Genomic DNA, 20119 nt, shown 5'->3' with positions numbered 1-20119 from the left:
TCAAACAAACAACAGGATAGCATGATAAAAGCTAACAACCCCCAATTGAAATCATGGATACCAACAAAGGCAGACTCTGACTTCCCCATTCAGAATCTGCCTTTTGGCATTTTTAAAAATGGAGATGATCACACTGGTGCGGCCTCAGCCATTGGAGATTTCGTCATTGACTTAAAAACCCTCTACGATTTGGGTTACTTCGATGGGCTTTCACTGCCCAAAGATGTATTCTCTAAAAATACGCTCAATAAATTCATTGGACTGGGAAAAGAAACGACCCGCAAAGTAAGGGATAGACTTTCCGACCTGCTGGAAGTTTCCAATAGGGAACTTCAGCAGAATGAAGCGGTCAGGTCATCAGTCCTTATCCCCATGGATCAGGTGCAAATGCAGCTGCCAGTACAAATTGGAGACTACACTGATTTCTACTCCAGTGAGCAACATGCCTACAACGTGGGCTGCATGTTTCGTGACCCGGACAACGCCCTCATGCCCAACTGGAAACACATTCCGGTAGGCTATCACGGTCGGGCCAGTAGCATTGCCGTATCGGGTACCAACTTTCATCGACCTAAGGGACAGACCATAGCTCCGGAGGCCAAAACTCCGACATTCGGCCCTACGAAACGACTCGATTTTGAACTGGAGATGGGCTTTATCACCGGGAAGAACAGCCCGCTGGGAGCCTCTATCCCAGTGGCAGAAGCGGAGGAGTATATTTTTGGATTTGTGCTTTTCAATGACTGGTCGGCCAGAGATGTGCAAAAATGGGAGTATGTTCCCTTAGGCCCCTTTTTGGCGAAGAATTTCTTTTCATCCGTTTCGCCGTGGATCGTCACCCTGGATGCCCTGGAGCCGTTTCAGGTACCTGGTCCGGTGCAGGATCCCGAAGTGCTCCCATATCTGGAGCTGGCCAATCGTAAGAATTTTGATGTGAACCTGAAGGTGTTCATCCAACCAGAGGGAGCCGGGGAAACGCAGGTTTCACATTCCAATTTCAAACATATGTACTGGAATGTAAGCCAGCAACTTGCTCACCACACGGCCAATGGCTGCAACATCAACGTAGGAGACCTTTATGCCAGTGGCACCATTAGTGGCCCTACTCCTGAAGCCTACGGGAGCATGCTGGAACTTGCCTGGATGGGCACCAAACCGATTCCCATGCCGGACGGTACCGAGCGTAAGTTTATCCATGATGGCGACACGGTAATCATGCGCGGGTATGCCGAGAAAGACGGTGTGCGGATTGGGTTCGGTGAAGTGAGAAACAAAGTGTTACCTACCCTTTAGGATCATGGCAAAGATCAAACCTTCCGACGTATCCGTTCCTGAGTTTCATCAGCTCTTGTTGGGGACCATAGCTCCCAGGCCCATCGCTTTTGCCAGTACAGTGGACATAGAAGGCCGGGTGAACCTGAGTCCTTTTTCTTTTTTCAACGTATTCAGCGCCAATCCACCGATACTCGTGTTTTCACCCGCCCGCAGGGCGAGGGACAACTCCACCAAGCATACCCTGGAGAACGTGCTGGAGGTGCCGGAAGTGACCATCAGCATTGTGAATTACAGTATGGTGGAGCAGATGTCGCTGGCCAGCTCAGAGTATGACCGTGGCGTGGATGAGTTTGTGAAATCGGGGCTGACAGCCGTGGCCTCAGAAACGGTGCGGCCGCCACGGGTAGGGGAAGCACCGGCAGCCTACGAGTGCAGGGTGGTGGAGGTGAAAGCCCTGGGTGAAAATGGCGGCGCGGGTAATCTGGTGATCTGTGAGGTGCAGCTTGCCCACATTTCAGACGATATTTTCTTGAATAGTAAAATTGATCCTTTTAAATTGGACGCTGTCTCACGAATGGGGGGTGATTGGTATTGCAGAGCGCAGGGAGACGCACTTTTCGAAGTAGAAAAACCAATTAAAACCAAAGGAATGGGAGTTGATAACATACCAAAGAGCATTAGAAACAGCAAAGTACTTACAGGTAACCACCTGGGCAAGCTGGGCAATGTGGAAAGCATGCCCTCCGAGGAGGAGGTGAACAATTTTGCCAATGAACCTGAAGTGAGCGCGATTCTCCAGTATGTAGACCATGAACCTGACCGGATACAGGTGGAGCTGCACAAGCTTGCCGCCCAACACCTGGATGCAGGAGATCCACTGTCCGCGTGGAAGGTCCTTTTGCAGGATTACTGAGTCTGTAAGAACATTTCAAAAGTTTTTTCGAGGGCCATTGTATGGCATACGCTGACCTCCCGCTATTTACCCCTTATTAGGTAGTGTGATTAATAATAGAATTGCGGAAGTTTACAATGTATTTTCCCGGGTACCGGAAATGGGGATTATCTGGTTGTTTTTTAGCAACTGTGTCATTTCAGGGTTAATTTTAGGAAGATGCTCCTTAAGCGAAGCTCAGAGGTAAAATTGGCGAAATGAAAAAACTTCTACTAACAGCACTACTCGTTGGGGGTGCAATGACCTGCCTTCAGGCACAGGATGTCAGATTTACACAGTACTATCAGGCACCCGTCTATCTGAATCCCGCTTTCACGGGAGCCTCTGGCGCCGCCAGGGCCGGGATCAACTACCGCAAGCAGGGCAACTCTGAAGAGGCTGCCTACACCACCTTTTCGGCTTATGCCGATTACTACTTCAAGGATTTTTATGCCAGTGCCGGGCTGCTTTTCATCTCAGATGAAGACGCGTACAGCGGATATATCTCCCAGACTGTGGCTGTGCCACTGAGCTATGACTTTTCTATCAACAAAAAGGTGACGGTGAAGCCAGCGCTTCAGGCCTCTTATACCCGTCAGGGGATTGATTTTAGTAAATTCCTTTTTTCGGATCAGATAGACTCGGATGGCAATGTGAGTGGAGGAGGCACCTCAGAGCCGCTGGCGGTCAATGACCGGATCAGCTTTTTCGATGTGTCTGCCGGAGTACTCACCTATGGTGCCAACTGGTGGTTTGGGTACTCTATGCACAATATGCTGGAAAATAACATCTCTTTTGTAGAGGGTGGAAATGCCACACTGCCTGTCAGGTACTCTGTGCATGGGGGTGTGAGCGTGAGCCTGGCGGAAAAGGGGCGAAAGTCCAAATCGAAACTGAGGAGGTTTGTGATGCCTACCTTCAACTATGTGGCTCAGGGTGGCTTTAGTCAACTGGATGCAGGGGCCATTGTGCAGTATGAACCTATTCTCTTTGGGGCACTTTACCGGGGCATACCCAATCCATTTAGCGAGGGTGAATACTCCGCGGTATCCTGGATCCTAGGGGTGACCAAATTTGATTTCTCTATTGGCTACAGCTATGACATGCCACTCAATAACAGAATCAATCCGGGTGGAGTACATGAAATTTCGATCTCACTCCTTTTTGATCCCTCTGATCCAAATGCCACCCCACGCTCCGCGAAGCGTCTGAAGTGTCCAATTCCTTATTAATATCAACCAGATGATGAAGAATTTATTCATTGCAATCACCGTTTCTCTACTCTTCAGCTTTTCGGCTGTTGCTCAAAACTGGAACATTGGCCTTACAGCGGTAAATGAGACTTGTTTTGGTGCCAATGATGGGGAGATCGAACTAGTGCTCACAGGGAGTGGGGTTTCTGGGTACTCTTTTACCTGGGAGGTCTTTGAATCCGCTGACCTGGTCAATCCCTACGCCACTGGTACAGTTGATAACCCTTTTGGAACTAACCTCATTGATGGTCTTTTTCAGGACGACTGGACCGTGACCGTGACCCGAAGTACCGCCAATACACCTAAAACCAGAACGAGTACCATCACAGTGGGTGGATCGGCCTCATTGCTTTCAGTTACCAAAACAGTGCTGGACCAAAACCTGTGCAACGGAGATGCCTCAGGGTCTGTGCAGGTATCAGCTACCGGAGGTACTGCGCCGTATGAATATGGCCTTGGCATAGGGGCTGGTGCCACTTCACCGACTTATTCAGGGGGATATACCGATAATGGAGGCTTGTTTGAAAGCCTGGCTGCAGCTACCTATGTGGCTTTTGTGCGGGATGCCAATGGATGCGTTAAGGCAAATGCTTCCGGGGACTTTCAGATTACCCAACCCAGCTCCATTACCATCGATTTTGATACGGTCAATGCTGACTGTAATAATCAGGGTGGACAGATTATCATCAATTCCATTTCAGGAGGTACACCCTATTCGGCAGGGGCCGGATTCCCATTCAATTTTGAAATAGAATGGCAAAATGCGGAGGATGCTTCCGTCATTGCCACGAACGTAGGGGCAATCACCGGGTTGGACTCAGGCTCTTATCAGGTGATTGTGACAGATAAAAACGGATGTACCGGGAGTACCCAAATGGACATCTATAAGGGATTTAATTTTGTGGTAAACGACCAACAGGACGTGACGTGTACCAGTGATAATGATGGCACTATACAGGTGCGGCTGGACACGGATACGGAAGATGACGAGAGTCCTTTTGAGCTTCGAATCTATGATGGGGACATGGTAGAAATTACCTTAAAGCGTCAGACCGGGGTAGCTGTTGGAACAGCAGATTTTACAGGACTGGGGCCGGATACTTATACCATCCGTGCATTTGGCCAGACCGGGTGTACTTTGGATGTGGAGGCTACGCTTGCGGAGCCCGAAACCCCGCAGCTGGTGAGTGCCACGCAAACTCCAGTGATTTGTAAAACCGATGCCACCGGCGCCATTACTTTCGTGGTGACTGGCGGATCAGGCTCTTACTCTTATTCCGTGGATGGGGGCGCTAACTACTTTAACACCCCTACCATTGGCAACCTCACGGCTGGGCTATACGATCTTTGGATACAGGATTCAAATGGATGTCCGGTAGATGTAGCGGATAAAGAAGTGACAGAGCCCATCAAGCAATGGGGAATGTCTTTTGTCAGCACCAGCAATATTACCTGTGCCGGAGCTGGTAACGGGGCGTACACCTGGGAGTTTGATACGGGGTTGGACACTGACCCGGTGGTGGAAGCTGATAACATCGTTTGGGTGGATGTTAATTCAGGCGAAACGGTGGCCACTGGGCTCTTTTCTAAAACTGATCTGGAGGAAGGAGAGTACCGGATTGACGTAACAGCCAACTCAGGGTGTTACCGTTCACTTACTTTTAACATTAGTGAACCTGCAGTATTGGCAATCAATGGTGTAGCACCGGAGTTTCTATGCCCTGCAGACCTCAGCCCGGACCCCACAGAGATCAATGTAAGTGTGACAGGAGGTACTACGCCCTATACCTTTGAGTGGAAGCGGGATGGTGGAGCACTGGGAGCGGAGACCGTTACACATACATCTCCCACTTCCAAGATAGAAGATGTCACCAATGATCATGTGTATTCTTTTCATGTGACCGATGCGGAAGGATGCACCACCTCCAAATCATTTGATGTGACCATTCCGGATCCCATCACTATAGCGTTGGATGCTGAGACGGACATCGCCTGTAAGAATGAAACCACCGGTAGCATCGGTATCACTGTGACAGGAGGGACACCCACCAGCGGCGGGTCGTACTTTTTCAACTGGGCCAAAGACGGAGCTCCGGGGTATGCGAATACGGAAGATATCAGCAATCTGGGACCCGGCACCTACCAGGTCACCATCATAGATGACAATGGATGTGAGAAGGTAGACCCCAATACCTACACCATCACCGAACCAGCCACTACTTATGCACTCTCCGGTACCATCACCGATGTGGTGTGTAATGGCGCCAACGACGGGAAGATTGTGGCGGTTTATACGCCGGATTCTGGTCACCCTAACGTGGCCAGCGTGACCTGGACCAAAGATGGAGCCGCCTACCCGGCAGGTACCGGTTTGACGACCATTACAGGGCTGGCACCGGGTACTTATGTCATGACCACCATCGACAATACCTATGCCTGTTCCAAGTCCATATCGTTTGATGTGCTGGAATACCCAGTGCTGAGTGTGAATCCCACGGTCACTCAAAATGAATGCTTTGGGGATGCCAATGGAGTCATCGACATCAGCCCAAGTGGAGGACTGGAGTTGGGTACTTTCACAGTCAGGTGGACCCGAAATAATGTTGCCCAACCGGCCTATAATGACCTCTTGTCTATTTCCGGTTTGGATGATGCCACTTATCGTGTCACCGTCACAGACGATCTGGGTTGTGCCAAGTCCTCCACCATCGTGATGGCTTCACCTGATGAGCTGATTGCTACTGCGGAAATTGTGAATGTAGCCTGCAAAGGCGAGTCTACCGGATCTATCGACGTGACCATCACTGGCGGAGTATCTGCCGGGGGCACATACGATCTGGTGTGGACCAAAGATGGCGGCTCTTTTGCGCCAATTACAGAGGACCTGTCCAACCTGGCGGCCGGGGTATATCAGCTCACCATCACCGATGACAATGGCTGTGTGTCGGATCCTTTTGACTTTACGGTCACACAACCTTCAACGACTTATAGCATATCCGGTGTCTCCACTCCGGTCACGTGCAATGGCGCCAATGACGGCACCATCGACATTACCGTCAACCTGGGCTCACCCACGCACCCTAATCCCACAGACATCACCTGGACCAAAGACGGAGTGTTCTTTGTCTCCAATACGCTCGACTTAAAACAAGGGGACCTGGAGCCGGGCACTTATGAGCTGACCACCGTGGACACCTATGGCTGTTCACGTTCGCTTTCTTTTGACATAGTGGAATACCCGGAGCTGGTAATGAATCCCACCATCACCCAAAACGAGTGTTTTGGCGATGAAACCGGTTCTATAGAGATCGATCCTTCTGGTGGCTACCTGGGCAGCAACATCAGCTACTCCATCCGATGGTACAAGGATGGTACGGCTGTACCTTCCAAAAATAACCAGACCAGCTACACCTCGCTGGCTGATGGGGTGTATCGCGTAGTACTGAGCGATTATGCCGGGTGTACGATGGACTCCACCATCACGCTGGAGGCCCCGGAGCCCGTTTCTGCCACTGCCAATGTTCAGGAGATCAAATGCCGTGGAGACGAAACAGGCTACATAGCCCTCGACATTACCGGAGGTACTTCGCCGTACATCATCACCTGGAAGGAGAATGATGCCAGTGGCGCATCATTTAGCAGTGCAGATTCCATTTTTGATCTGGCACCTGGTAGTTACTTTGTCACCATCGAAGATCAGAATGATTGCGATCCATTCACGGCCACTTATGTGGTCACTCAGCCAGCCACAGATTTCAATATTTCCCTTGACCCTACAGAGATTAAATGTACTGGGGAGAAAAATGCTGCCATCTCGCTGGTGATTGATGCGGGTGCCGGACATCCCGATTCCTACAGCCTGACCTGGTATAAAAACGGAGACGTACTGAGCAGTCAGACGGGTGTGGGTGAGTCAGGCATTGTGCCCATTCAGAACCTCGGCCCGGCCACCTATTCGGTAGTGGTCACTGACGCCAACGGCTGTGAGCGAACCGATGAGTACATCATCACCAACCCCACAAAAATCTATTTCCGTCCTGAGATCTCCAGTGTGACCTGCAATGGCTACAGCGATGGATCCATCACCCTGGACCCTACCGGAGGCTATGGCAATTACACCGTCTCCTGGAAAAGTGAAGCGGCCGGCAACCTTTCCGATACTGATTTTGACCTTGGGGACATCCCTGCCGGTAAATACACCGCCACACTCACCGACAGTGAGGGCTGTCAGCTGGATACCGTAATCTTCATGGATGATCCGTTGCCCATCGTGGTGACCTCCACCATCAAAAATACGTCGTGTGTAGGGGGATCGGATGGCGCCGTGACCATCACCACCACCAACGGCACACCGCCTTACAGCTACCAGTGGCTGCTGGATGGGAAACTCATCAGCACCGGGCAAAACATAACCGACCTGGAAGCAGCTACCTACCAGCTGATTGTTACGGATCAGTTTCAGTGTCAGTACAATTCGTCAGATTTTACAGTGGCCGATCCGCCTTCTGAGTTTTTCATAGATGGCACCATTACCCGGGTGACCTGTCATGATGATTTCAATGGAGAGATCGATGTGGAAGTGCAGATCACCGGCGAGCCTGACCTGGATTACTCGGTATACTGGGAGAAAAACGGGGTACTTTTTTCTCAAAACACCGAGGACCTGAACGGAATAGGGGCCGGGACTTACGAGATTTTCATAGAGGATGAGTATGGATGTATCAAGAGCAAAACCTTTAGCCTGGAGAATCCTGATGAGCTGGCTTTTGTTTTTGACATTGTGGATGTTTCCTGCTTCGGCGGCAGTGATGGCAGTGTATCTGCTCAGGTAAGTGGTGGGTATGGTACCTATCAGTTTAGCTGGCTGAAGGACGGACTACCATTTACAGCAACCAGCTCTTTTGCGACCAACCTGGAAGCGGCTTTCTATCGGGTGACCGTGACCGACCTGGAAGGATGTGTGCTCACACGCACCGTGGAGGTGGCACAGCCCGACCCATTCAGGATAGCGGTTACTTCCGTGAGCAATACCTGCGCCACGCCTTACGATTCAGAAATTGACGCCACAGTGACCGGGGGGATTATGCCCTATAGTTTGCAATGGCTGAAAGATGGTCTTCCTTATTCCAAACAGGAGGACCTGGCGGGAATTCCGGCAGGGGTTTATCAGCTCCTGGCAGTGGACAGCAACTTCTGTGAGACGGCCTCAGTAGAGGTGACCATCACTTCACCGGAGCGACTGGGTGTGGATGTGATCACTCAAAAGAATAACCTTTGCCCCAATACAGAAAATGGAGCCATTACCTTTCAGGGTACCGGTGGTTCATTCCCGTATACCTATTCGTTTGACAGTGGGGACTATGCTTCTAAAAACAACTTCGTGAACCTGGCCGGTCGCAAGTACCTGGTGAGTGTGCTGGATGATGTGGGCTGTACGTTTGATACCCTGCTGACCATTGATACGGACTACGAACTGGAGGCTGAGTTTAGCCTGGAAACGGAGGAGTTTGCCATCGATTTTCCGATTACCCTCACTGACGAATCGCTCGGGCAGGGCATAGAGAAGTGGTTTTGGGATTTTGGTGATACCCGTGCCGATGAGAAGCAGAACACCACGGTGACCTATACCACACCGGGCGTGTATGTGCTCAAACTTACTGTAGAGAATGAGGTGGGCTGTACACTGTCCAAAACGGATACCCTGGAGATTGTACAAGGGTACAATTTTGCGGTGCCTACGGCCTTTACGCCTAATGGCGATGGCAGCAATGAGAACTTCCGTCCGGGCTTTCAGAATGTAAAAGCCATGACCATGCGTGTGCAGGACAGAAACGGACTGCTGGTTTTCGAAAGCGAAGAGCTCTCAGCTTCGTGGGATGGTAAGTTCAACGGCCATCCGGTGCCCCAGGGGCCTTACTATTACGAAATCACCTATACTGCCAAGTCCGGTGTGACCAGAAAGCATGCCGGAAAGATCTTTGTGCTGAGGTAGGGGCAGGCGTTCTTTTCCACGAATGCCGGAAGTGAAAATGTCTGATGCTTCGACGGAGCTCAGCATGACATTTTCACACGAGCTCGCCTTGAGTGCATTGACTCACTGGTTGTCTACTCGTTGATCCAGTTTTCCAGTTACCTTTAAAGAAGTAAATGCAGATATTAGTATCTAATAGATATTTCATTCAAACCCCTCAATTTCACGGTTTTGTGTTCGGGAACCTCTGATTTCAGAAATCATTTCCTCGGCAGTTTTGGTGTCTTCCCATGCTCCAAACAAATGGTCAATACCTTTTTTAGTTGTTTCCTTTGATTCAATTGAATCTGTTAATTGGATTATTAGCTTTTTCTTTGATTGTGTGTCCATATTTTTAAGAAAGCCAAAATATCGAGAGATTGATTTGTCGCTAATTTTTAAAGTTGCCATTACATAAAGTTACTTGATCTTATCCAGGACTGGCCTGCATCTTGCTTCGTTGAAAGTCCATTCAAACGAGGGCACCGAAAATGCCTGCTATTTCACCCGCAAATACTGTTCTATATTCAGCTGATTGATGCCAAGGGCCTCTACCTTTTCTGTACCAATGGTCGTAAGCGTGTCCCCAATAATCTTGTATTCAAACTCGAATGTATTGTTTTCCCACGCTCTGTAATTGCAAAAATCTAAGTGTTCGGTGTAACGCTGATCATCAATTTTACATCTACCACCTCCTGACACAAAAATGGTCGTACTGTCCTTCCCAAGATCATGTCGGAGGAAAGCAAAATGTGTATCAGTGATGATTTTTATCAGTTCCTGATTGATGGTATAGTTGGTTACAGTGGTGTCTTTTCCCTGGATGATCGTACCTGTCAGTAACCTCCAGGTGCCTGTAAGTGGAGAAACAAGAACTTTTTGTTGGTGCACCTCCTGACAACCAATTGTCAGGAGAAAAACAAGTGCGATAATGACTGCTGGGTAGTTACAATATTTCATGGATGAGGTTAATAGCGTGTCCCGACGGGAAGCGCTAAAATAAGTAAATCTACTACTCACCACAAGGGATGCTGGGGACAGCTCACGGGAAAGATCTTTGTGCTGAGGTAGGGGGCAGGCGTTCATTTCCACGCATGCCGGAAGTGAAAATGTCTGATGCTTCGACGGAGCTCAGCATGACATTTTCACACGAGTTTGCCTGGAAGGCATTGTCACTCTCAGTTCCGTCGAAGGGTTGGACAAAAGCAGATTTAACCGTCAATAAGGAAATCTTTATATTTTCAAAGGCCTAATTCCTTCAATAGAAAGGCATAAGTAATTGCAATATGGTTGTTATAATCATCTATAGTAAGAGCTCCGCCATGACCAGACCCTTTAACAAGGTTTAAAAATATGAGAGAAGTGGGGTCGGCGTTCTCCTGAAGAGTAGCCAGGAATTTGTAGGTATGCAAAGGCGGAACGCGATCATCTGTATCTCCGGTAATTAGCAGTATACTTGGATACTTTGTTCCCTTTTGGATTTGATGCAGAGGAGAATATCTATATAAATTAGTAAAACCTTCCTTTGTGTCAGTGGTTCCGAATTCATTTATGCTGGTGGCAGTAGAACCAATAGTGAATTTATGGAACCTTAACATGTCATACGGTCCAGCCTCTGCGACAACTGCTTTGAACAAATCCGGTTGTTGCATAGCTGCAGAGGCCACAAGTAAACCACCATGTGATTTACCCATTATGCCAATTTTCTCCGGGTTAGTATATCCTTCCTTTATCAAATATTTAGCAGCATAGATAAAATCCTGAATTGCATTCCCTTTATTTAAACCTCTGCCTGCATTAGCCCAATTAGATCCTTTGCCTCCTCCACCTCTGACATTGGGAACGGCGTAAATCCCGCCTTTTAAAATGAATCCTATTTTATTTCTGTCATATTTTGGGGATAGTGTGGTGCCATATCCTCCATATCCATAAATAAGTACGGAATGAGAACTGTCCAACTTGATACCTTTCTTGCAGGTGATATACATGGGGATTTTAGTGCCATCATATGATTCGTATTCAATAAGACGAGTTTCTAGACGATCAAATCGATACGGTACACTTATTTCGGCTACTGCCTTAATATCCAGAGTTTTTAAATCAATCTGATACCATAGGTTAGGGTGGTAGAATGACGAGATATAGAAGTTACTGTGGGTTACATTCAAATCATATTCGTACAGACCATGAAGAGCTTTTCCTTTCGGTATATTCATTGTCTTGAGTACTTCTCCTTGATGGTTGAGTATATCAAAATGATCCTTATAGACTATAGCGATCTTGTCTCTACCCAGAAGGTTCACAGATATAAGTGGTGAACTTTGTTCCTTCGTGAATTCAACGAGTTGATTCATAGAATGGACGCTCGTGAAATAAACTTTCCCATTTGGAGCATTCCAATCACTAGATAACCATACCGTGTCATTCGAGATTAACCGTGCAGTGAAGTTTATTTCACCACCTTCAGTTAAAATGAAATCCTTTGGAGTCATTGATGTTTTGTGGGTTAAGTCTATATATCCTATGGCAGAGTAGGTTTTTCCTCTGGAATACATTTGATGATTTAAAATAAGATGAGAGCTATCTAAATTGTAAAATGAGAACCTGTCTCTTCCGGTCTTGTCAAGATTGACGTAAATGACTTCATCTTCATTTTGCAGAGTACCAATACGATGGTACTTCAGTGTTTGGCCTATCGGGATATCAAGAAGTTCTCTACCTTTTGCCGGGGGAGAGTAATGATCATAGAGTACTCCGTAACCATTCCATATTACAGTACTTGAGGATCGTAAATTCTTTAATGTATCCTGAAGTTGGGTTTTGGTTGGCAAGTGGAAGAAGTACCCTTCTTGCCAGTCACTTCCGCTATGACTAATTCTAATCAATGCTATATTTCCATCCGGACTTACGTGATTATCCATGATCCAGACATTGTCGTCTTTATCCAATCGGAAGTCTTTCATTTTCATTAAGTATTGAAAATTGGCTTCCCCTTTCTTTCGGTAGAGCAAATCAGGTATTTTATTATCACTGTACCATTTTAATCTGAATTCAAAACGCGGTTCCTCTTCATTTTCCAAATCCACAAAATCTTCTGTGAGTTTTGTTTTTTCAAATAGTGAAATCCCATAATAATTGATGAGGTTGTGATTGTTGATTTTCCTGGAAAATTTGGCCTGGGCATCAAGCCAATCAGTTAGGCGTTGGTCGTCAGGGTTTTCCATCCATTGATAGGAATCATAAATTGTAGTATCAAAATATTGATCCACTATTGAATCCTTAGGTGCTGCTGGATAATTGTACGTTTTTTGAGCATGGGCAAAATGGAAATTAGTGAGAAGTATGAGCACTAGAAACCTATTGTTCATGGGATTGGAGGGGTTGGGAATTAAATATCGATGTTCCGTACCAAATTTATTCCTATTAAATGTGACTTATTTCCATCTATTCAAACTTTTTGCCTTTGTTTGGTAATTGACCTTTTTCACACGAGCTTACCTTGAGGGCATTGTCACTCTGAGCTCCGTCGAAGAGTTAGGCAATGCCCAGAGTTGTTAGTTTCGGTCTTTCCGAATGATTATCTTTGACTTATGAGTTCAATAGTTATCAATCCAAAAAGTTCGGAGGAGCTAAAGTTCATATCGGAACTTCTGAACAAGTTAGGGGTGAAGTCCAAAGTACTTTCCGATGAAGATACTGAAGACTTGGGGTTATCCCTACTCATGAAAGAAGTTGACCGTTCGGAAGTTGTATCCGAAGATGAGGTGATGGCCAAACTCAAAGGTTAATGGAGGTTGTTTTCCTTAAAAAATTCAGTAAGGATCTCGACAAAATCAAGAGGCCAAAGGATCTGAAAGCTGTAGCCAATATCATTGAGTCAGTTAAGTCGGCGGTGTCTTTTGAAGAGGTTACTGGTGTTAAGAAGTTGACAGGTTTTGAAGATGCCTTTCGCATTCGTTTTGGTGATTATAGAATAGGTGTTTTTGTTAATGAAAATACTGTCGAATTTGCGAGGATCGCTCACCGAAAAGAGATCTACGAAATATTCCCTTAATTGCAGCGCCTTGCAGGTGGTGAGATAAGCAGATGTACTGTGCCCGAAACTGGCAGAAGAAGCTGCCTGACTCAGGGCAGACCGTCATTTCCACGAATGCCGTTATTCCCGCGCATGCGTGTATCTCATCAACTGCTTCGAGAACGTTCCCTTGGGTGTAGAAGGAAGTGAAAATGTCTGATGCTTCGACGGAGCTCAGCATGACATTTTCACACGAGTTCGGCCCTGAAGGCATTGTCACTCTGAGCTCTGTCGAAGAGTTAGACAATGCCTTCAATCGTTTCGGCAGGCTGACCATTCTGCTGAAAGGGGTTTACATGGGGATGGTCGTGCTTGCCAGCTGCATCTTGCTCATTGGAGACAACTCCGCGAGGGCTGAGAAACGGTTCTTTCCAGAAGGCGAAGCACAGTGGTTGGATTCACTGAAATTGGCTTGAAGTACATTGGTATATGTAATTTTAGCTACTGTTAAAAACTTTTCTTGTGTTGACTCATTTCCTTCTTGATTATCGCTAAATCATTGAAATTTAATTTAAACCATTCGCCTCTGGTTCTTTTATGTGAGAATAATTTATGTAATCTCCTTTCTTCAGATACAGGGGCGATCCAAGTTGTGATGATATCCCAATCTGGATTAATTCCTTGTAATGTTTTTTCTCTTATCTTAGGATCGTAGCTTTCACCGATCTTTATTAGGTTATTATTCGAATCTAAGAGTAGATAAACCTTTTTAACTTTTGTTTCATCAATTGTGATTTCATTCGGAGTTTCGTTGAAATACCATCTATAGATATCTAGTTTGTTGAAAGTTGGGAAGGTCAAAAGACCTTTGGAATACGGCGGTGGAATGGCTACAGTTCCTTTAGGTAAGTTATTAACCTCATTACCAAATGTAATGAATCCCATTTTTTCAAATGCACTCCTGGATTGAGTTTGATAGGTGTTTATCATCTCAATAATGTCCAGCTCTGGAAATTGAGTCGAAATCAACTTGCAAAACTCGATGACCAATATCGTTCGGTCATGTATTTCTAAGTCAATAGATAATACTAGACCGTATCCAACTAGTTTCTTACTGCTATCTATATAGATAAGCATGAATTCAATTGGATCTTTGTCATCATAAATGAAAACCCCAAAACAGCTTTTTCGGAGACGTGAAATGACGTTGTTGATTGATCCATTATCTTGCTTATTCAGATCGTAAATGGCATCTTCACTGAAATTGTAATAATGTTCATTGAAGTATGAATTCCTATCAATCATTTAGTGAGCACTTTGAATTAATGATAGTAATAACCACCTTGGCTGCCATCGTCGATACAGGTGTTTTTGATTTATTCTATCTGACTCAGGGTCTGCGGGCTGAAGTAAGCGGTTACGATCAGGGCAGGCCTTTCAGTTTGATGCAACAAACTAACACTTCTTCCCATCATTTGCAATAGGCCCGCCAGACGTGATTGGCGCTTTGTCCGGCTTAGTCCACCAGTATGTCAGCGGGCTTGAGCTCGGTGATTTGGCCCAGGGCGGCCAGCTTCTTCATGTCCAGGTCCCGTTTGTTTCCATAGATGGTGATCACATAGGGCTGGCCTTTGAACTGTGAATCATAGAAATCGGCCAGGTCTGACATTTCAAGGCTTTGGTACACTTCATACGCCTGCGCATTCGGGTCTGCGGAGTAGCCCTTATGCTTCAGGTCGATCATGCGGGCGCCCAGGTCTCTTCTGGAGGGGTATTTGGTATTGATCTCCTGTATTTTGGTGGCGCTCAGGGGGCCGATCTGTTCTGCATGCACGGGGAGCGCCTGGAGCAGTGTCAGCATCACATCGATGGCCTCCTGTGTTTTGTCCGACTGGCAGCCAAATCCTGTAATGAGGTACCCATTGTCCAGTGGCTGATCGGGGGTGATGTACCGGGCAAAGGTGGAGTAGGCCAGCGACCGGTACTCCCTGATCTCCTGAAAAACCACCCCGGTGAGCGACTCCCCATAGTAGGTATTGAAGGCTTCCACGTAAGCATACTGATCGGGATGATAGGGCTCACCCTTCAGGTAAAAGTAAACCTGGCTCTGTCTGGAGTCTGGATCGTCTATGAGGTACACCTGATTGGCGGAGATGTCGCGAATGGGTGTAAATACGGGTGCGGGAATACCGGGTGCTGCTGACAGGGGCAGGTGGGTGTTTATGACGTCCCGAAAGTCTGCTTTCGATCGGGATCCCAGGTAGTTGAATTCTATTTTGTTGGTGGCCCAAAGGGTGATGATCCGTGCTTCCAAATCGGCTGGCGTCATCTCCCCCAGTGCCTGGGTGCTGGTTCGGGACAGGGATTTGGTGTGCTGGTCAAATACGGCATACCGAATGAGGTGATACCCCATGAGGAAGGAATTGGATTGCTCATCAGACCGCCTGAGGCGCCAGTCTGCAGCCAGCTGGTCTATGGCCGCTTGTGTGGCTTTGGGTGCGGAAAACAGCTCCCCGACCAGTTGCAAGCACGCGGGCAGCTGGTTCTCAAAGCCGTTCAGGCTGATAATGGTCTCATTGGGGTCCACCAAGACATCAAAAGCGCACCCCAGGGACTCAAATGCAAGGTTCAGGGCATCAGCCGTTTGGCTTTCAGTGCCTATTTTCTTTAGCAGCTCGCCTGTTTCCAGAAGTGTTGGGTCGGAGCGCCACCCCTTCTGAATCCTCAGCTCCAGGGAGAAGAGGTCGTTGGTCTCATTTTGAATGAGCAGGGCCTCATGAGCCCCCATGGTGAGGGTATCTGCCACGGAGAAGTCGATGAATGTGGGTGTTGAGGCGGTTTCGGCCAGTCGCTTCAGCATCGCCTGTGCATAGGCAGAGGAGGTGGCCTGTGTGGTGACTATCGGATCAAAACCAGGTTTTTTCAGCTGGTCCTTGTCGGGCTTCCCTTTCGTGGAGATGAGCAGTCCGTAATTTCCTGAAAAATACTGGTTAATGGCGCGGGCAATGTCTTGGGTACTTACCTGATCGATATCCTCTGAGTATGCCAGCATTTCAGGCCAGGAGCGCCCCAGATAGTCGGCCATCGCTATGGTGAGTGCCCGGTTTTCCAGGTTTTCCAGATTTATCCAAAAGGCCTTGATGATGTTCTGTTTGGCTACTTTGAGCAGGCTTTCAACCACCGCTGGTTGGGTGAGTTTCTGGATCTCCGCCTGCACCATCGCTTTGGTCTGCTCGATGTTTATTTCCTCACCGGGCACGATGTAGAGGTGATACGAAGAAGCCAGCGCATGGTCATCCACTTCCGTGTAAGCCCGTTTGATCTTCCCCTGTGCTTCCAGCTGGTCCAGCACCCCGGTTTTTTGCTCATTGCTGATCAGGTACTGACATACGTCTATGGCGGCTCTGTCCTGGCTGTATGGGGATGAAATGGGATACAAAAGTCCAAACAGAGGGAAAGGGGTCACGCTGATTTCCATTCTACGCTCACCCGCCACGGGCTGATAGTCGGGAAACGTCACCGGAGTGAAAGGCACTGCTTCAAGTCTGGAGAAGGTGTTTTCTATGTAGGAGCGGGCCTGGTCAGGGTCAAAATTGCCAGAGAGTATGAGCGCCATGTTGGAGGGCACGTAGTACCGGTTGTAGAATTCATGCATTTTGGAGAGCGAGGGGCTCTTCAGGTGCTCGGTTTTACCAATGGTAGGCCAAAGGCCGTACGTGAAGTTTTCATACAGCAATTCCTGAGAAGCCACATAGATGGCATTTTCAAAATCATCGTCCCACCTGTTTTTCTCTTCATAGACCACTTCCAGTTCGGATTGAAAGGTTCGAAACACCGGGTCAATGAAGCGATGAGCATTGATGTCGAGCCACAGCTGCATGTTTTGGGCAGGGAAATAGCTGTGATAAAAGGTCACATCATAATCTGCGAAGGCACCCACTTCCGTGGATCCTATACTTTTCATCAGGGTTGAAAACTCGTTGGGTAGGCCATATTTGGCTGCCTGGACGGATTCTTCATTGATCTGCTGCTGAATGTCGTTTCGTTTTCTCCCTTTGGCGTTTTCGAGTTCTTCATACAGCGCTATGATGCGCTCATAATGTGTTTTCTCACTGGAATAGTCCGTGGTGCCCAGGCTTTGGGTTCCCTTGAAAAGCAGGTGCTCCAGGTAGTGAGACATCCCCGTGGCATCCGGGGATTCATGGATAGAGCCGGCCTTGATCAGCACACCGCCAAACACGTTAACGGCAGAGGGGTCAGCGTTCAGGTAGACCTTGAGCCCATTGGGAAGTGTATACTGTTCCACATGGATAGAAGCCTTTTTTTGGGCAGTACCCACCAGGGATACCGAAAGGAGAAGATAGAAAATGCAATGTCTCATGGCCATAGGTGAAGTGATCCACCGAAGCTAACGGAATAACCATTTCGGGTCAAGTATTTTTTTGCCATCGGCGAAGTAACAAAAGCCGGAGTGATGGCCCCGATGCCTACCTACCTGGTCGGGTTTACTTAAATGAGTGATCACAGCCATTTATCGGCACTGTATGTTGATTTTACTTTTCTCTGCCAACAGGATAGAGTAAGTAGCGCTGGTCGTAGTATTGTGATTGGCGGTAAAACCATGCCCTGATGGCACCGGGATCATCGGCAAATTCCTTTTCCTTGAGCTTTTGCTCGAACTCAGCTTTTAGTTCGGGAGATTCAGCCAGCATTTTTCTGGCCAGCGGCTCTATCACATAGGCTTCTATGTACTCGGTTCTCTGGAAAATGGTCGAGAAAAATCCCCAGCTGAAAAAGGAATCCTCAGACCCGGGTTCCAGCAGGATCACGGCCAGGTCTCCCAGCGGCTGATCCGTGGAAATGTATACCGAACCGGCAGGATATGTTTCTTGCCGGACTTCCGGTTTGGAAGTGGCACTGACACGGAAATGGCCTTCATAGGGCATGTCGCCAAACTGAGCGTTTTTCATACGGTACATTTCCACCTCCACCTGGCGGGGTTCGGTTATTTCTTCCATTGCCATCCCGTGAACCTTCAGCCGGTTGATTACCTCAGTACAATAGGAGGGCACCCAATAGCCCTTTGGTCGGCTTACCCATTCTGTAGGCTGGGTGTATTCGTACTGTGGGATTTTCATGGTGATGGGCTGGCCGAGCCATTCCACATATTCGGAGTTGGTAATTTCCGATTGACGGATTTTGGAGGTAATACCTAAAAATTGGACAGAATCCGGTGGGTTTGCATTTTCGGAGGAGTCCAGCTCGCCTCCCAGCGATTCAAACGACACCCCATCCCCCAGCTGCGGTACTTTGTAAGCAGTGGCCAGTTGAGGGTCTCTTCTGGACTGGTCCGCCGTAGTGGCTTTTTGCAGGCTTTTACCTTCTGCGGCCAATAATTTTAAGGTGCTTTCCAGCAGCACGTAGGTGCCCAGCACCCGCTGCTTATAGGGTTTTAGGGAATGGTTTTCAACCAAAATGGAGCAGGTGTGCCGGAGCATTCCATACCCATCTGAAAACCTTGCGCCCCAGCCAAAAGAGAGATTGCCTTTGGAGAAATCCCGGCCATTTAAGGCAAATACCAATGGGCCCGGAATGTGGTCGAAGGACTCTAGCTGCGTATCGGAGTGCGGTTTGAAGGTGTTTTCTATCCAATTGGATATGGCAGGGGAGTTGTTGGCCAGTCCGGTGCCAGTGTAGGTGATGTCGTATTGATAGTCTGCGCCATCCGTGACATGCAGGTCCATATAGAGCAGCGGGTCATATTCGTTCATTACCGTCACGATGGACTGCAATTCTTTGGTGTCCAGCTTGCTGTAGTCACGGTTGAGGTTGAGGTTTTGTGCGTTGGTTCTCCAGCCCATGTTCATGGGTCCTCTCTGGTTTGGTCTGTTGTACGGAGAGGAGTTTTCGTGACCATCCACATTCAGAATGGGCACAAACAGGAAGTTTACCTGATCCAGCAGTGCTGCTTTTTTACCGAAGGCAATGTCCCTCAGGAGCATCATTCCGGCATCCTTCCCATCAATTTCGCCTGCATGAATTCCCGCCTGGGCGAGTAGCAGCGGCTTTTCTGAATCCTTAAGGGCCCTGGCGCTTTTGTCGGTATCGGCAGAAGCTATGACCATATAAATCGTGCGGCCCTCCGGGCTGGTGCCGATAGCCACCATCGAGAAAAGAGGACTCGCGGCAGTAAGCTTCTGAAACCAGCTTATGGTTTCGTCATAGGTAGGTGTCATCTGAAAGTCCGAGACTTCACAAGGCGTTATCCAGGGATTGTTTGGTTTCGCGATGAGCTGTTCACTTTTTCCATGCCACTCCATCACAGGTGGAAGAATGTCCTGACCCATTAATTTGATGGTGCAGAGGGTCAGTATGAAGAAGGTAGAGCGTTTGAGAATTTGAGTCATGGTCTTTTAAAGGTTGGCACTTAAAGTGAAAGGGTTGATCTCACCCATCGATCAATCAGGTGACCGAAGCTAACAGAATAACTCGTTGGAGTCAAGGTTTATTTCCATGGGGTGGATGAAAACATGACGAGCGGGCCATGAAGATACAGGAGGCATTAAAGAATAGCTTCTATTTACACTTTTTCGGCAACCAAAGCTGGCCTTTGCCTGTGTGATAACAATATTTTA

Annotated in this window: 13 protein-coding genes; 7 read left to right on the top strand and 6 right to left on the bottom strand. The window is 47.9% G+C overall.

Going from position 1 to position 20119, the window contains the following annotated elements; translation table 11 throughout:
• Window positions 1–21 precede the first annotated feature (21 nt).
• The 4 genes from fahA to RIH33_RS18180 all read left to right on the top strand — a co-directional run bounded on the left by fahA (window position 22) and on the right by RIH33_RS18180 (window position 9451).
• Window positions 22–1293 (top strand): fumarylacetoacetase, encoded by a 1272-nt coding sequence (gene fahA, locus RIH33_RS18195; RefSeq protein WP_406652701.1) that lies wholly within the window; start codon window positions 22–24, stop codon window positions 1291–1293.
• A 4-nt stretch (window positions 1294–1297) separates the two neighbouring features.
• Window positions 1298–2188: a flavin reductase family protein gene (locus RIH33_RS18190; RefSeq protein WP_406652700.1), complete on the top strand. Its 891-nt coding sequence runs from the start codon at window positions 1298–1300 to the stop codon at window positions 2186–2188.
• Between the two features lie 236 nt (window positions 2189–2424).
• Window positions 2425–3438 carry a PorP/SprF family type IX secretion system membrane protein gene (locus RIH33_RS18185; RefSeq protein ID WP_406652698.1) on the top strand — a complete coding sequence of 338 codons (1014 nt, stop codon included), beginning with the start codon at window positions 2425–2427 and terminating at the stop codon, window positions 3436–3438.
• Between the two features lie 10 nt (window positions 3439–3448).
• Window positions 3449–9451, top strand: coding sequence for a gliding motility-associated C-terminal domain-containing protein (locus RIH33_RS18180; RefSeq protein WP_406652696.1), 6003 nt, complete (start codon window positions 3449–3451; stop codon window positions 9449–9451).
• Window positions 9452–9634: 183 nt separating this feature from the next.
• On the opposite strand, the gene RIH33_RS18175 is transcribed toward RIH33_RS18180, so the two are convergent.
• The 3 genes from RIH33_RS18175 to RIH33_RS18165 form a co-directional block, all read right to left on the bottom strand.
• Window positions 9635–9880 (bottom strand): hypothetical protein, encoded by a 246-nt coding sequence (locus tag RIH33_RS18175; protein WP_406652695.1) that lies wholly within the window; start codon window positions 9878–9880, stop codon window positions 9635–9637.
• An 87-nt stretch (window positions 9881–9967) separates the two neighbouring features.
• On the bottom strand, window positions 9968–10429 hold the full coding sequence (locus RIH33_RS18170; protein WP_406652693.1) for a hypothetical protein: 462 nt from the start codon (window positions 10427–10429) through the stop codon (window positions 9968–9970).
• Between the two features lie 281 nt (window positions 10430–10710).
• Window positions 10711–12837, bottom strand: coding sequence for a prolyl oligopeptidase family serine peptidase (locus RIH33_RS18165; RefSeq protein ID WP_406652691.1), 2127 nt, complete (start codon window positions 12835–12837; stop codon window positions 10711–10713).
• 222 nt (window positions 12838–13059) lie between these two features.
• Between RIH33_RS18165 and RIH33_RS18160 the strand changes: the two genes are divergently transcribed.
• The 3 genes from RIH33_RS18160 (at window position 13060) to RIH33_RS18150 (ending at window position 13960) form a co-directional block, all read left to right on the top strand.
• Window positions 13060–13257, top strand: coding sequence for a hypothetical protein (locus RIH33_RS18160; protein WP_406652690.1), 198 nt, complete (start codon window positions 13060–13062; stop codon window positions 13255–13257).
• Window positions 13257–13523 carry a type II toxin-antitoxin system RelE family toxin gene (locus tag RIH33_RS18155; protein ID WP_406652689.1) on the top strand — a complete coding sequence of 89 codons (267 nt, stop codon included), beginning with the start codon at window positions 13257–13259 and terminating at the stop codon, window positions 13521–13523. Before RIH33_RS18160 ends, RIH33_RS18155 begins: the two co-directional genes overlap by 1 nt.
• Before the next feature lie 200 nt (window positions 13524–13723).
• The gene (locus tag RIH33_RS18150; RefSeq protein ID WP_406652688.1) at window positions 13724–13960 is read left to right on the top strand and encodes a hypothetical protein; all 237 of its coding nucleotides are present in this window, start codon (window positions 13724–13726) and stop codon (window positions 13958–13960) included.
• Window positions 13961–13991: 31 nt separating this feature from the next.
• Here RIH33_RS18150 and RIH33_RS18145 read toward each other — a convergent pair whose 3' ends face one another.
• The 3 genes from RIH33_RS18145 to RIH33_RS18135 form a co-directional block, all read right to left on the bottom strand.
• Window positions 13992–14789 (bottom strand): GIY-YIG nuclease family protein, encoded by a 798-nt coding sequence (locus RIH33_RS18145; protein WP_406652687.1) that lies wholly within the window; start codon window positions 14787–14789, stop codon window positions 13992–13994.
• Between the two features lie 211 nt (window positions 14790–15000).
• Window positions 15001–17865: a M16 family metallopeptidase gene (locus RIH33_RS18140; protein ID WP_406652685.1), complete on the bottom strand. Its 2865-nt coding sequence runs from the start codon at window positions 17863–17865 to the stop codon at window positions 15001–15003.
• A gap of 172 nt (window positions 17866–18037) precedes the next feature.
• Window positions 18038–19891: a M14 family metallopeptidase gene (locus RIH33_RS18135; RefSeq protein WP_406652683.1), complete on the bottom strand. Its 1854-nt coding sequence runs from the start codon at window positions 19889–19891 to the stop codon at window positions 18038–18040.
• Window positions 19892–20119: the final 228 nt, after the last annotated feature.

Origin of the sequence: Marinoscillum sp., assembly GCF_040222955.1 — a bacterium.
Lineage (GTDB): Bacteria > Bacteroidota > Bacteroidia > Cytophagales > Cyclobacteriaceae > Marinoscillum.
The sequence above is the reverse complement of the archived record's forward strand: the minus strand, read 5'-3'. Positions and strand labels throughout refer to the sequence as shown.

What these genes read in the sequence shown, in the direction of transcription:
- RIH33_RS18180 (WP_406652696.1), top strand. Translation starts at nt 3,449, where the DNA reads ATGATGAAGAATTTATTCATTGCAATCACCGTTTCTCTACTCTTCAGC.
- RIH33_RS18165 (WP_406652691.1), bottom strand. Translation starts at nt 12,837, where the DNA reads ATGAACAATAGGTTTCTAGTGCTCATACTTCTCACTAATTTCCATTTT.
- RIH33_RS18155 (WP_406652689.1), top strand. Translation starts at nt 13,257, where the DNA reads ATGGAGGTTGTTTTCCTTAAAAAATTCAGTAAGGATCTCGACAAAATC.
- RIH33_RS18140 (WP_406652685.1), bottom strand. Translation starts at nt 17,865, where the DNA reads ATGAGACATTGCATTTTCTATCTTCTCCTTTCGGTATCCCTGGTGGGT.
- RIH33_RS18185 (WP_406652698.1), top strand. Translation starts at nt 2,425, where the DNA reads ATGAAAAAACTTCTACTAACAGCACTACTCGTTGGGGGTGCAATGACC.
- RIH33_RS18175 (WP_406652695.1), bottom strand. Translation starts at nt 9,880, where the DNA reads ATGGCAACTTTAAAAATTAGCGACAAATCAATCTCTCGATATTTTGGC.
- RIH33_RS18190 (WP_406652700.1), top strand. Translation starts at nt 1,298, where the DNA reads ATGGCAAAGATCAAACCTTCCGACGTATCCGTTCCTGAGTTTCATCAG.
- fahA (WP_406652701.1), top strand. Translation starts at nt 22, where the DNA reads ATGATAAAAGCTAACAACCCCCAATTGAAATCATGGATACCAACAAAG.
- RIH33_RS18135 (WP_406652683.1), bottom strand. Translation starts at nt 19,891, where the DNA reads ATGACTCAAATTCTCAAACGCTCTACCTTCTTCATACTGACCCTCTGC.
- RIH33_RS18150 (WP_406652688.1), top strand. Translation starts at nt 13,724, where the DNA reads ATGACATTTTCACACGAGTTCGGCCCTGAAGGCATTGTCACTCTGAGC.
- RIH33_RS18170 (WP_406652693.1), bottom strand. Translation starts at nt 10,429, where the DNA reads ATGAAATATTGTAACTACCCAGCAGTCATTATCGCACTTGTTTTTCTC.
- RIH33_RS18145 (WP_406652687.1), bottom strand. Translation starts at nt 14,789, where the DNA reads ATGATTGATAGGAATTCATACTTCAATGAACATTATTACAATTTCAGT.
- RIH33_RS18160 (WP_406652690.1), top strand. Translation starts at nt 13,060, where the DNA reads ATGAGTTCAATAGTTATCAATCCAAAAAGTTCGGAGGAGCTAAAGTTC.